Below are 13876 nucleotides of genomic sequence, written 5' to 3'. Positions count from 1 at the left end.
TTTTCTGTTAATAACTTTGTGGAAAATATTAATTATTCTGTTCGGAGGTTTATATTATGGATATAGTTTCTTTATGGGACAAAACCCTACAATTAATAAAAGGTGACTTAACTTCAGTAAGTTTTAATACCTTTTTTAAAAACATCGTACCATTAAAAATACATCTTAATGACTTGATACTACTAGCTCCTAGTGATTTTAATAAAGATATTCTAGAAAATAGATATTTGCATTTAATTGAAGATGCTATAAATCAACTGTCATTAAAAAAGTATAATATTAAATTTGTATTGAGCGAAAAAGAAGTTGCTGACCTAAATTCTGATAGTGCAGATTTAAATTATAGAGTACTTTACCCTAACCTGAATCCAAAATACACATTTGATACGTTCGTTATTGGTAATAGCAATAGATTTGCTCATGCTGCATGTGTTGCAGTTGCTGAATCTCCTGCTAAAGCTTACAATCCACTTTTTTTGTATGGAGGGGTTGGCTTAGGTAAAACTCATTTAATGCACGCTATTGGACATCATATTGTCAGCCAAAAAAAAGATTCAAAAGTTGTTTATGTTTCTTCAGAAAAATTTACTAATGAACTTATAAACTCTATAAAAGATGATAAAAATGAAGAATTTAGAAATAAATATAGAAATGTAGATGTCTTATTAATTGATGATATTCAATTTATAGCTGGGAAGGAAAGAACTCAAGAAGAGTTTTTCCATACATTTAATACTCTTCATGAGGCAAATAAACAAATAATTATCTCTAGTGATAGACCACCAAAAGATATACCTACACTAGAAGATAGATTAAGATCGAGATTTGAAATGGGACTTATAACTGATATTCAGGCACCAGACTTTGAAACAAGGATTGCTATCCTTAGAAAAAAGGCTCAACTAGAACGTATAGAAGTGCCAAACGAAGTTATGTCATATATAGCAAAAAATATTAAGTCAAATATAAGAGAACTAGAAGGTGCCTTAACTAGAGTAGTTGCTTACTCTTCTCTTAGTAATAGAGTGATATCTTTTGATCTTGCTACAGAAGCTTTAAAAGATATTATAACAACTTCTAAAAATGAAGAAATCAATGTGCTTAGAATAAAAGAAAAAGTTTCTTCTGTATTCAATTTAAAAATGGAAGATTTTAATTCTAAAAAAAGAACTCGTTCAATAGCTTTTCCAAGACAAATAGCTATGTATTTAACGCGCGAACTTACTGATTTGTCTCTCCCTAAAATAGGTGAAGAATTTGGAGGAAGAGATCATACAACAGTAATTCATGCTCATGATAAAGTATCTAGAGACATAGAAGAAAGCGAAGAAATTAAGACTAAAATAGACAAAATTATATCAGATTTAAAGGGATAATTTATACACAATTGTCTGTTTATATCTATTGAATAACTTTTTTATATTAAAATTTATTAACAAATAATTAAGTATAAAATAACAAAGATATCAACATCTTATACACATGTTGATATCTTTGCATTTATAATGTTACATGTACTTATTAACATTATCAACAACACCTACTACTATTACTACTATGATTTTAACTTATTTTTTTATATAAAAAGCCAGAGGAGGTTATCCACATTGAAAATAATTTGTAATCAAAAAATCCTAGCAAATAGAATCGGGATTGCTCAAAAAGCTATTAATGGAAAAACAACTATAGAACTATTAAAGGGTATACTTATATCTACAGAAGAAGGCCAGTTAAAACTTACTGGATATGATGCGGAGATAGGAATAGAAACTTATGTACAAGCAGAGATTATAGAAAAAGGTGATGTTGTTGTAGATGCAAGATTATTTGGAGATATAATTAGAAAATTACCAGATTCTTTTGTTGAGATAGAAACAGATTCAGAAAATAATATTTACATAAATTGTGTAAATTCAAGATTTAAAATTAAAGGATATGCAGCTAAAGAATTTCCTAAACTACCAGAATTAAATGAAGAAGATTTATACAGCATACCTCAAGAACTCCTAAAAAATATGATTAAACAAACTGTATTTGCTATTTCACAAGACCAAACAAAACCTGTTTTAATGGGAGAACTTCTAGAAATTGTAGATAAAAATTTAAATCTAGTAGCAATTGATGGCTATAGATTAGCTGTAAAAAGCTGTTCAGTTGATAGTTTAACTGAAAATATAAAAGTAATAATTCCAGGAAAGACACTTATAGATGTAAATAGCTTGCTTTCTGGAGAAGATAATGTTAAAGTTGGATTTAACGAAAAAAATGCTATTTTTATAATTAATGATACAAAAATTATTACAAGATTACTTGAAGGAGATTTTATTGATTATAAAAAATTATTGCCAAGAGAGCATAATAGTAGAGTAAAGTTAAATACTAAAGAACTTTTAAATAGTATAGAAAGAGCATCTTTATTGTCTCAATCAGAAAAAAATAACCTTATAAAATTATCTATAAGGGATAAAGTAATGGCAATTACTTCTAATACAGAAAAAGGAAATGTCTATGAAGAAGTTGAAATAGATTTAGATGGAGATTATTTAGATATAGCTTTTAACTCTCGATACTTTATTGAAGGATTGAAAAATATAGATAATGAGGAAATATTTATAGAATTTACTACAAATGTAAATCCTTGTATAATTAAACCAACAGATGATATTAATTATATTTACTTATTACTTCCAGTAAGAATATCATCTAATATATAGTAGATATTAAGGAGTTGTCTTTTGTAGAAAAATTTTTCTAATCTTAGGCAACTCCTTTTGCAAGTATTTTTATGGTATAATATACTTTTAGTGTATTAATACCTATTTACCTAAAATAATGGCAAGGAGGAACTCTTATGACTGAAATAACTATAGAATCAGACTATATAAAGTTAGATCAATTCCTAAAACTAGCAGAGATTGCATCAACCGGAGGTCATGCAAAATTTTTAATTCAAGAAGGTTTAGTGACTGTAAATGATGAAATAGAATTAAGAAGAGGGAAAAAGATAAAATCAGGAGATATAGTTGAGATAGAAGGAACTAAAATAAAAGTATTGTAAAAAAGGAGAACTTTTTGTGAAACTTAAAAGTTTGCAGCTTGTTAATTTTAGAAATTATGAAAAGTTGCATCTGGAATTTAATGGTAAAGTGAATCTTCTTGTTGGAAAAAATGGTCAAGGAAAGACAAATATAGTAGAATCTATTTATATGCTTTCTTTTGGCAAGTCATTTAGAACCAACAAAGATAGAGAAATGGTTAGATTTAATAGTGAAAATTTATATGTTGGAGGAAGTTTTTCAAAATATAATAAATATAGTCTAATAGAGCTAATTATTGGAAAAGATAAAAAGGGGATACGAATAAATAAAGTTCCTTTGCAAAAAATGCAGGAATTACTTGGCAACTTAAATGTTGTCATATTTTCACCTGAAGATTTAAGACTGGTTAAAGAAGGTCCTAAAGAGAGAAGGACTTTCATAGATAAAGAGATTAGCCAAATTATTCCTAAATATTATAATTATCTTACTAATTACAATAAAATACTTTCTCAAAGAAGTAGAGTTCTAAAAAGCATGCATGTTGATGAAGCTTTATTAGATGTATATGATGATACACTAGCAAAATACGGAAGTTATATTTATATTTTACGCAGAGACTTTATAAAAAAGATAGCTAATATATCTGAACATATGCATATGAATTTGACTAATGGAGTTGAAAAATTATCAATCAAATATAAAACTCAAATAAATATAACTGACGAAGATACTATAGAAACAGTATATAATAAATTTTTAGCCAAGTTGTCATCAAATAGACCTAATGATATAGAATCTAGAACTACTAGATATGGTATACACAAAGATGACTTAAATATATTCATAAATGATTTAGATGCAAGACTTTTTGGTTCACAAGGTCAACAAAGAACTGCTTCAATATCATTAAAGCTATCAGAGATAGAATTAATAAAAAATGAGGTTGAAGAATATCCAGTATTAATTTTAGATGATGTTTTTAGTGAGTTAGATGAAGCAAGACAAAAACTTTTAGTAAATAATTTAAGCAATGTTCAAATGTTTATAACAAGTGCTGAAATTTCACATAAAAAAATATTTGATGAAAAGGATGTTACAATATTTAATATTGAAAACGGCAATGTTATTAGCATAGAGAATGGAGGAAATTAAATGAAACAAGAATACGGTGCAAGTCAGATACAGGTATTAGAGGGATTAGAGGCCGTTAGAAAAAGACCAGGTATGTATATTGGTAGTACAAGCCCAAGAGGTTTACACCACTTAGTTTATGAAGTTGTAGATAATAGTATCGATGAGGCTTTACAAGGCTATTGTTCAAATATATATGTATCTATTAATGAAGATGGCAGTATTTTAGTAAAAGATGACGGAAGAGGTATCCCAGTCGAAACACATCCTAAGACTGGAAAATCGACTTTAGAAACAGTATTAACTAATCTTCATGCAGGAGGAAAATTTGGAGGCGGAGGATATAAAGTATCTGGAGGTCTTCATGGAGTTGGTGTTTCTGTAGTTAATGCATTATCAAAATGGATGATAGCAGAAGTTTATTTAAATGGAAAAATATATAAGCAGACATATGAAAAAGGTCTACCAACATCTAAGATTGAGATAGTTGGAGAATCTCAAAGTACAGGAACAATAATTCAATTTATGCCTGACGCTACTATATTTGATGAAATAGAGTTTAAATATGAAACATTAGAATATAGACTTAGAGAACTTTCTTTTTTAAATAAAGGAATAAAAATAGTATTTGAAGATAAAAGAGAAAATCAAGAAAAAAGAAAAGAATTTCACTATACAGGTGGTCTAGTAGAATATATTAAGTATTTAAATAAATCTAGAACTGGAATACATGATGACATAGTTTATATAGATAAAAAAGTTGATGATTGTATTGTCGAATTAGCTATGCAATATACGGATGGTTATACAGAGAACATATATTCTTTTGCAAATAATATAAATACGCATGAAGGAGGAGCTCATTTAAGTGGATTCAAAGCAGCTCTTACTAAAACTGTAAATGATTATGCTAAAAGAAATAAATTCTTAAAAGAAAATGATGTTAACTTATTAGGTGAAGATATAAGAGAAGGACTTACAGCTGTAGTATCAGTTAAATTACCAGAACCTCAATTTGAAGGACAAACTAAAACAAAACTAGGTAATAGTTTTATGAGAGGTGTAGTTGATAGTGTAACAGTTGATGAACTTGGCTCTTTCTTAGAGGAAAATCCAGCAACAGCTAGAATAATAGTTGATAAAGCTTTGAGAGCACAAAGAGCTAGAGAAGCTGCAAAGAAAGCAAGAGAATTAACAAGAAGAAAGAGTGTTTTAGAAAGCACATCTTTACCTGGAAAATTAGCAGATTGTGCAGAAAAAGATCCTGCTAAAAGTGAAATATTCTTAGTCGAAGGAGATTCAGCGGGAGGTTCCGCAAAACAAGGTAGAGATAGAAATAGCCAAGCGATACTTCCATTAAGAGGTAAGATACTTAATGTCGAAAAATCAAGACTAGATAGAATATTATCTTCAGACGAAATAAAAAATATGATAACAGCTTATGGTTGTGGTATAGGAGAAGATTTTGATATAGATAAGGCTAGATATCATAAAATTATAATTATGACCGATGCCGATGTAGATGGAGCTCATATAAGAACTTTGCTATTAACATTCTTCTTTAGATACATGAGACCTCTTATAGATGAGGGGTATGTTTATGCAGCACAACCTCCTTTATATAAAGTAACAAAGCAAAAAAAGGAACATTATGTTTATTCAGATAAAGAATTAAATGTTTTATTAGATGAAATTGGAAGAAATGGTGCAGAACTTCAAAGATATAAAGGTCTTGGAGAGATGAATGCAGAACAATTATGGGATACCACTATGAATCCTGATACAAGAACTTTATTGCAAGTAACTGTAGAAGATGCTGCAATTGCAGATGAAGTATTTTCAATGCTTATGGGTGATAAGGTTGCTCCAAGAAAAGAATTTATAGAAGAAAATGCAAGATTCGTTAGAAACTTAGATATATAGAGAGAGGGGATTAGTATACATGGAAGAAAATAACAAAATACTCCCTATTGAAATAGCGGAAGAAATGAAAAAATCTTATATCGATTATTCGATGAGTGTTATAGCTGGACGTGCTCTTCCTGATGTTAGAGATGGTCTAAAGCCAGTTCACAGAAGAATACTATACTCAATGAGTGAATTAAACTTAACACCAGATAAACCATATAGAAAGTCAGCCCGTATTGTTGGGGACGTTTTAGGTAAGTACCATCCACATGGAGATACTGCTGTTTATTTTGCAATGGTTAGAATGGCTCAAGACTTTTCAACTAGAGCACTTTTAGTAGATGGTCATGGTAACTTTGGTTCTGTTGATGGAGACTCACCAGCGGCAATGCGTTATACAGAAGCTAAGATGAGTAAATTATCATTAGAATTATTAAGAGATATAGAAAAAGAAACTGTAGATTTTAAACCAAACTTTGATGAATCATTAAAAGAACCTTCAGTACTACCAGCAAGGTATCCCAATCTATTAGTGAATGGGTCTAATGGTATAGCTGTTGGGATGGCAACTTCAATACCTCCACATAACTTAGCTGAAGTAATTGATGCAACTGTACATTTGATTGACAATCCAGATTGTAGTGTTGAGGACTTAATAAAATTTATACAAGGTCCAGATTTTCCTACAGCTGCAATTATAATGGGAAAAGAGAATATAGCAGAGGCATATAGAACTGGAAGAGGTAAAGTTAAGGTTAGATCTAGAGCTTTTATAGAAGAACTTCCAAAAGGAAAACAACAGATAATAGTTACAGAAATACCTTATCAAGTAAATAAAGCTAAATTAGTTGAGAGAATAGCTGAGTTAGTTAAAGAAAAAAGAATAGAAGGTATATCAGATTTAAGAGACGAAAGTAATAGAAATGGTATGAGAATTGTTATAGAATTAAAGAGAGATGCTAATGCTAATATAGTATTAAATAATCTGTATAAACATTCTCAAATGGAAGATACATTTAGTATAATAATGCTTGCTCTTGTAGATGGTCAACCAAGAGTTTTAAATCTTAAGCAAATACTATATCATTATATTAAACATCAAGAAGATGTTGTTACAAGAAGAACTAAATTTGAATTAAACAAAGCTGAAGCAAGAGCACATATTTTAGAAGGATTAAAAATTGCTTTAGATAATATAGATGCTGTTATAAGCTTGATAAGAGCTTCAAAAACAGGCCAAGAAGCTAAGATAGGTTTAGTAGAAAAATTCAATCTAACTGAGATTCAAGCTCAAGCTATACTAGATATGAGACTTCAAAGACTTACAGGTCTAGAAAGAGATAAGATAGAAGCTGAGTATGAAGACTTAATAAAGAAAATAAATAGATTAAAAGAAATTTTGGCTGATGAAAGATTACTTTTAAATGTAATAAAAGATGAAATGACAATAATAAAAGAAAATTATTCTGATGAAAGAAGAACAGAAATAAGACATGCTGAAGGCGAGATAGATATGAGAGATCTTATAAGTGATGAGGAAATAGCCATAACTCTTACTCACTTTGGATATATAAAAAGACTTCCATCTGATACTTATAAGAGCCAAAAAAGAGGTGGAAGAGGTATCTCAGCACTTACAACCAGAGAAGAGGACTTTGTAAGACACTTGATAACTACAACTACTCATAGTAGATTACTGTTCTTTACAAATAAGGGTAGAGTATTTAAATTAAATGCATATGAAATACCTGAAGGTAAGAGACAAGCAAAAGGTACTGCTATAGTAAACTTACTTCAATTGTCAGCAGACGAAAAGATTGCAACTTTAATACCTATAGATGGTAATGATGAAAATGAATATTTATTACTTACAACTAAAAAAGGTATCGTTAAAAAGACTAAACGAGAAGAGTTTAAAAATATAAACAAATCTGGTCTTATTGCTATAGGTTTAAGAGATGATGATGAACTTATTGGAGTAGAGCTAACAGATGGAAAACAGGAAGTACTTTTAGTAACTAATGAAGGTATGTCTATAAGGTTTGATGAAAATGATATAAGATATATGGGTAGAACAGCAATGGGTGTAAAAGGTATAACTTTAAGTAAAAAAGACTTTGTTGTATCTATGAATCTTTGTAGTAAAGGTACAGATGTATTAGTTGTCAGTAGAAATGGTTTTGGTAAAAGAACAAATATAGAAGAATATAGAAGCCAAATAAGAGCTGGAAAAGGAATTAAAACTTATAACATATCTGAAAAAACTGGTACAATTGTTGGTGCAGAGATGGTCAATGAAGATGATGAGATAATGATTATAAATTCTGATGGAGTTCTTATTAGAATAAGAGTTAATGAAATTTCACTATTTGGAAGGGTTACAAGTGGTGTTAAATTAATGAAGACTAATGAAGAAGTGAATGTAGTTTCGATTGCTAAAATAAATATTGAAGAAGAATAGGATAAATATCCTATTCTTTTTGTATAATGTACTTAGATAAAAATTTAAAATTGAAAGGAGTAGTTGTTATGTGTAATAAAAGAGGTTGTAAAAAAGGTGGATTTTTATTAATAGGAGCCATTTTAGGTTTTATATTTGGTATGTTTCTTGCACCAAAAAAAGGTTCTGAGTTAAGAAAAGAGACAAAAGATAAGTTTGATAAAGTGAAAGAAAACCCAAAAGAAGTTCTACATGAAACATTTAATGATGTTAAAGAGAGAATAATAACTTTAGTAGATGATGATAATAATGAAGAAGATATAAAAATTTCAGAAGAAGATATAGTAATAAGTAAAAGTTTTGACGACGAGGGAGATGTTAACTAATGAATGCATGGGGGTGGCAAATAGGAGCAGTGTTAGTAGGTAGTTCGGCTCTTATAGTAGCAATTTATTTAGCTAAAACTCTAAATAGTTTAAATAAAGTTGTTGAAAAAGCTTATAAGATTGTAGATTACAATGAAAGACATATACAAGATATTGTTGAAAATGCATCATCAATATCAAAGGGAATAGATGATATAGTTTATGTAATTAATAAGATATTGAGTATAGGTAATATATTTAAAATTATTAAGAGAAAATAGGAGGTTTTTACATGTCTATGAATATAGATTCAAATTTAGATTCTCAAAATAAGTTTTGGAATGTTTGTATTGATGGAGAACTTGATGTCTCTACAGCAGATAAATTAAAAGAACATTTACATGGTTTAATAGAAAGAAATATGTTGGATGTAAAGATTAATCTTAAAGATTTAGATTATATAGATTCTACAGGTTTAGGAGCTATGATAGGTGTTTTAAAAAAACTAAAAATAAATGAAAAAGAGATATACATAGTAAATCCTAAGAGTAATGTTAGGAAAATTTTTACTATAACAGGTCTAGATAAAATATTTAAAGTGGAGGGATAAATTTTGGCTTGTGAAACTATAAAGATGGAAATTACTACAAATCCAGATTATGTAGGCATAATAAGATTAACAGCGTCTGGGATTGCAAATAAAATGGGGTTTCCAATAGATGATATAGAAGATATAAAGGTAGCAGTATCAGAGGCATGTACCAATGCAATAAAACATAGTAATGATGATGTATTCAATATAGTATTTAATATTTTAGACGATGCAATTAATATAGAGATTCAAGATAATGGAAAAGGATATGATGTTAGCTCAATAAGTACACCAGATTTAGAGAATCCAAAAGAAAGTGGTCTTGGATTATTTATAATTAAAACTTTAATGGATGATGTAGATATTGAATCAGAATGTAATCAAGGAACAAAAATAAAAATGACTAAGTATTTAGGAGTTGATATTTAATGAAAAATGTAGCTAATGCTACACATTACCTAAATATGGATACAAAAGAGCTATTTAATTTATATAATACAAATAAAAACGTAGATATCAGGAATATTCTTATTGAAAGACATCTATATTTAGCAAGGTTGTTAGCTAAAAAGTATATAAACAAGGGTGTTGATTTTGAAGACATATATCAAGTTGCTTCATTAGCATTAATTTATGCTATTGATAGATATGATGTTGAAAAGGGATTTGAATTCTCCAGTTTTGCAACACCAACTATAGTAGGAGAAATTAAAAAATATTTTAGAGATAAAGTATGGACACTTAGAGTACCAAGAAGAATACAAGAATTAAGCAAAAAGATAAGTGATGCGAAAATTAAACTAGAGCAAGAAAATAAAAAACATCCAAAGGTAAAAGATATCGCTGACTATATAGGAGTTAGTGAAGAAGATGTACTAGAGGCTATGGAAGCATCTTATGGTTATCAACCTATGTCTTTAGATTCATCAAGTAATGATGATTCAGAAGACAAAGACATAACTCTTATTGATAAAATAGGAAAAGAAGAAGGTAATTTCGGAAGTATAGAATACGAAGATTTTATTAATAAGTTTATTGAAACTTTAAATGAGTTAGAAGTAAAAATATTTAAAGATAGATTTTTCTTCGATAAAACCCAGTCTAGTATAGCTAAAGAATTAGATATATCTCAAATGACTGTTTCTCGCTTAGAAAAAAAGGTCGTAGAAAAGCTAAAAAAAGAATATGAAAAAAATTTCTAAAAAATAATAAAAAAAGTATTGACCTACTGTTTGAATGATGGTATAGTATTACTTGTCCTTGAAAAAAAGGAACAAGAAAAAATACGAACATTGAAAATTAAACAGTAGGTTAATTTATAAAACAAGAAACAAACCATAAAGCCAGATATTTAGATAACAATAGTATCTGAGCCTGATAAACTTTTATTTGAGAGTTTGATCCTGGCTCAGGATGAACGCTGGCGGCGTGCCTAACACATGCAAGTTGAGCGATTTACTTCGGTAAAGAGCGGCGGACGGGTGAGTAACGCGTGGGTAACCTACCCTGTACACACGGATAACATACCGAAAGGTATGCTAATACGGGATAACATATTTGAGAGGCATCTCTTGAATATCAAAGGTGAGCCAGTACAGGATGGACCCGCGTCTGATTAGCTAGTTGGTAAGGTAACGGCTTACCAAGGCGACGATCAGTAGCCGACCTGAGAGGGTGATCGGCCACATTGGAACTGAGACACGGTCCAAACTCCTACGGGAGGCAGCAGTGGGGAATATTGCACAATGGGCGAAAGCCTGATGCAGCAACGCCGCGTGAGTGATGAAGGCCTTCGGGTCGTAAAACTCTGTCCTCAAGGAAGATAATGACGGTACTTGAGGAGGAAGCCCCGGCTAACTACGTGCCAGCAGCCGCGGTAATACGTAGGGGGCTAGCGTTATCCGGATTTACTGGGCGTAAAGGGTGCGTAGGCGGTCTTTCAAGTCAGGAGTGAAAGGCTACGGCTCAACCGTAGTAAGCTCTTGAAACTGGGAGACTTGAGTGCAGGAGAGGAGAGTGGAATTCCTAGTGTAGCGGTGAAATGCGTAGATATTAGGAGGAACACCAGTTGCGAAGGCGGCTCTCTGGACTGTAACTGACGCTGAGGCACGAAAGCGTGGGGAGCAAACAGGATTAGATACCCTGGTAGTCCACGCTGTAAACGATGAGTACTAGGTGTCGGGGGTTACCCCCCCTCGGTGCCGCAGCTAACGCATTAAGTACTCCGCCTGGGAAGTACGCTCGCAAGAGTGAAACTCAAAGGAATTGACGGGGACCCGCACAAGTAGCGGAGCATGTGGTTTAATTCGAAGCAACGCGAAGAACCTTACCTAAGCTTGACATCCTAATGACATCTCCTTAATCGGAGAGTTCCCTTCGGGGACATTGGTGACAGGTGGTGCATGGTTGTCGTCAGCTCGTGTCGTGAGATGTTGGGTTAAGTCCCGCAACGAGCGCAACCCTTGTCTTTAGTTGCCATCATTAAGTTGGGCACTCTAGAGAGACTGCCAGGGATAACCTGGAGGAAGGTGGGGATGACGTCAAATCATCATGCCCCTTATGCTTAGGGCTACACACGTGCTACAATGGGTAGTACAGAGGGTTGCCAAGCCGTAAGGTGGAGCTAATCCCTTAAAGCTACTCTCAGTTCGGATTGTAGGCTGAAACTCGCCTACATGAAGCTGGAGTTACTAGTAATCGCAGATCAGAATGCTGCGGTGAATGCGTTCCCGGGTCTTGTACACACCGCCCGTCACACCACGGGAGTTGGAGACGCCCGAAGCCGATTATCTAACCTTTTGGAAGAAGTCGTCGAAGGTGGAATCAATAACTGGGGTGAAGTCGTAACAAGGTAGCCGTATCGGAAGGTGCGGCTGGATCACCTCCTTTCTAAGGAGAATTGCCTACTGTTTAATTTTGAGGGTTCGTTTTTACGAATACTCAATTAGCACTTTGAGCAACAGTATAAACTGAACGCATGTGAAGTTTGTTTGTTGGCCTTGTGTGTTAGCACTTTAAGCAACAGGATTTATCTGTTGGCGCTGTGCGTTAGCACTTTGAAAACTGCATATATATATTTAGTGATATGACATCTAATTTGTAATATATAAAGTTGATAACTTTTAAAAATTATCGAAGTTGATAGTTTCTAATCTATCAAACCTTTTTAACTGGTCAAGTTATTAAGGGTGCAGGGCGGATGCCTTGGCACTAGGAGCCGATGAAGGACGCGATAAGCTGCGATAAGCTTCGGGGAGTTGCACGTAAACTTTGATCCGAAGATTTCCGAATGAGGAAACTCACTTAGAGTAATGTCTAAGTATCATTAAGTGAATACATAGCTTAATGAGGGGAACTCAGGGAACTGAAACATCTAAGTACCTGAAGGAAGAGAAAGAAATTCGATTCCGTAAGTAGCGGCGAGCGAACGCGGAATAGCCCAAACCAATAAAGTTTTCTTTATTGGGGTTGCGGACATATCTTAAACGAAGAGGTATCGTAATTGAAGAGGTTTGGAAAGACCCACCACAGAAGGTAATAGTCCTGTATGTCAAACGAGAAAACTTCAGATATGATCCAGAGTACCACGGGACACGTGAAACCCTGTGGGAAGCAGGAGGGACCACCCTCCAAGGCTAAATACTACCTAGTGACCGATAGCGTATAGTACCGTGAGGGAAAGGTGAAAAGAACCCCGGGAGGGGAGTGAAATAGAACCTGAAACCCTGCACTTACAAGCTGTGGAAGCACATTTCTTGTGTGACCGCGTACTTTTTGTAGAACGGGCCAACGAGTTACGTTAAGTAGCAAGGTTAAGCACTTAAGGTGTGGAGCCGTAGCGAAAGCGAGTTTTAACTGAGCGTTCAGTTACTTGATGTAGACCCGAAACCGGGCGACCTACCCATGAGCAGGATGAAGCGAAAGTAAAATTTCGTGGAGGTCCGAACCCACGAGCGTTGAAAAGCTCGGGGATGACTTGTGGGTAGCGGTGAAATTCCAATCGAGCCCGGAGATAGCTGGTTCTCCCCGAAATAGCTTTAGGGCTAGCCTCAAGGTGAGAGATACGGAGGTAGAGCACTGAATGTCCTAGGGGTATTGCACCTACCGAAGACTATCAAACTCCGAATGCCGTCATCTTATACTTGGGAGTCAGACTGTGGGTGATAAGATTCATAGTCGAAAGGGCAACAGCCCAGATCGTCAGCTAAGGTCCCTAAATGTAAGTTAAGTGGTAAAGGATGTGGGATTGCACAGACAACCAGGATGTTGGCTTAGAAGCAGCCACTCATTCAAAGAGTGCGTAATAGCTCACTGGTCGAGTGATCCTGCGCCGAAGATTTCCGGGGCTAAAACTTACTACCGAAGCTACGGCATCAGTAATGATGGGTAGGGAGCTTCCCAT

At 33.0% G+C, this 13876-nt stretch carries 11 protein-coding genes and 2 rRNA genes (1 of these 13 running past the window's edge); all 13 read left to right on the top strand.

The window, feature by feature from the left end:
* Nucleotides 1–53 precede the first annotated feature (53 nt).
* Entirely contained in the window at nucleotides 54–1376 is a 1323-nt protein-coding gene (gene dnaA / locus JJC01_01085) for a chromosomal replication initiator protein DnaA (protein ID UDN60104.1), read from the top strand.
* A gap of 231 nt (nucleotides 1377–1607) precedes the next feature.
* Nucleotides 1608–2714, top strand: a complete 1107-nt coding sequence (locus JJC01_01080) for a DNA polymerase III subunit beta (protein UDN58496.1) — start codon at nucleotides 1608–1610, stop codon at nucleotides 2712–2714.
* A 137-nt stretch (nucleotides 2715–2851) separates the two neighbouring features.
* A complete protein-coding gene (gene yaaA, locus JJC01_01075) occupies nucleotides 2852–3058 on the top strand; it encodes a S4 domain-containing protein YaaA (GenBank protein UDN58495.1) in 207 nt (68 codons plus the stop codon).
* Between the two features lie 16 nt (nucleotides 3059–3074).
* Entirely contained in the window at nucleotides 3075–4190 is a 1116-nt protein-coding gene (gene recF, locus JJC01_01070) for a DNA replication/repair protein RecF (GenBank protein ID UDN58494.1), read from the top strand.
* On the top strand, nucleotides 4191–6092 hold the full coding sequence (gene gyrB / locus JJC01_01065) for a DNA topoisomerase (ATP-hydrolyzing) subunit B (GenBank protein ID UDN58493.1): 1902 nt from the start codon (nucleotides 4191–4193) through the stop codon (nucleotides 6090–6092). It abuts the gene before it with no gap.
* 19 nt (nucleotides 6093–6111) lie between these two features.
* Nucleotides 6112–8538 carry a DNA gyrase subunit A gene (gene gyrA, locus JJC01_01060; GenBank protein ID UDN58492.1) on the top strand — a complete coding sequence of 809 codons (2427 nt, stop codon included), beginning with the start codon at nucleotides 6112–6114 and terminating at the stop codon, nucleotides 8536–8538.
* 68 nt (nucleotides 8539–8606) lie between these two features.
* On the top strand, nucleotides 8607–8903 hold the full coding sequence (locus tag JJC01_01055; protein UDN58491.1) for a YtxH domain-containing protein: 297 nt from the start codon (nucleotides 8607–8609) through the stop codon (nucleotides 8901–8903).
* Nucleotides 8903–9163 carry a DUF948 domain-containing protein gene (locus JJC01_01050; protein UDN58490.1) on the top strand — a complete coding sequence of 87 codons (261 nt, stop codon included), beginning with the start codon at nucleotides 8903–8905 and terminating at the stop codon, nucleotides 9161–9163. The genes JJC01_01055 and JJC01_01050 overlap by 1 nt, the downstream gene beginning before the upstream one ends.
* 11 nt (nucleotides 9164–9174) lie before the next feature.
* Nucleotides 9175–9492 (top strand): STAS domain-containing protein, encoded by a 318-nt coding sequence (locus JJC01_01045; protein UDN58489.1) that lies wholly within the window; start codon nucleotides 9175–9177, stop codon nucleotides 9490–9492.
* 3 nt (nucleotides 9493–9495) lie between these two features.
* A complete protein-coding gene (locus tag JJC01_01040; GenBank protein UDN58488.1) occupies nucleotides 9496–9903 on the top strand; it encodes an ATP-binding protein in 408 nt (135 codons plus the stop codon).
* Nucleotides 9903–10676, top strand: coding sequence for a SigB/SigF/SigG family RNA polymerase sigma factor (locus JJC01_01035; protein UDN58487.1), 774 nt, complete (start codon nucleotides 9903–9905; stop codon nucleotides 10674–10676). Before JJC01_01040 ends, JJC01_01035 begins: the two co-directional genes overlap by 1 nt.
* Nucleotides 10677–10859: 183 nt before the next feature.
* Nucleotides 10860–12363, top strand: a 16S ribosomal RNA gene (locus tag JJC01_01030).
* A 283-nt stretch (nucleotides 12364–12646) separates the two neighbouring features.
* Nucleotides 12647–13876 (top strand): 23S ribosomal RNA (locus JJC01_01025) (it continues 1664 nt past the right edge of the window).
* Together the 16S and 23S rRNA genes form the textbook arrangement of a ribosomal RNA operon.

Source organism: Clostridioides sp. ES-S-0010-02 (genome assembly GCA_020641055.1).
Lineage (GTDB): Bacteria > Bacillota > Clostridia > Peptostreptococcales > Peptostreptococcaceae > Clostridioides.
The sequence above is the reverse complement of the archived record's forward strand: the minus strand, read 5'-3'. Positions and strand labels throughout refer to the sequence as shown.

What these genes read in the sequence shown, in the direction of transcription:
- yaaA (UDN58495.1), top strand. Translation starts at nt 2,852, where the DNA reads ATGACTGAAATAACTATAGAATCAGACTATATAAAGTTAGATCAATTC.
- gyrA (UDN58492.1), top strand. Translation starts at nt 6,112, where the DNA reads ATGGAAGAAAATAACAAAATACTCCCTATTGAAATAGCGGAAGAAATG.
- JJC01_01035 (UDN58487.1), top strand. Translation starts at nt 9,903, where the DNA reads ATGAAAAATGTAGCTAATGCTACACATTACCTAAATATGGATACAAAA.
- JJC01_01055 (UDN58491.1), top strand. Translation starts at nt 8,607, where the DNA reads ATGTGTAATAAAAGAGGTTGTAAAAAAGGTGGATTTTTATTAATAGGA.
- gyrB (UDN58493.1), top strand. Translation starts at nt 4,191, where the DNA reads ATGAAACAAGAATACGGTGCAAGTCAGATACAGGTATTAGAGGGATTA.
- JJC01_01050 (UDN58490.1), top strand. Translation starts at nt 8,903, where the DNA reads ATGAATGCATGGGGGTGGCAAATAGGAGCAGTGTTAGTAGGTAGTTCG.
- JJC01_01045 (UDN58489.1), top strand. Translation starts at nt 9,175, where the DNA reads ATGTCTATGAATATAGATTCAAATTTAGATTCTCAAAATAAGTTTTGG.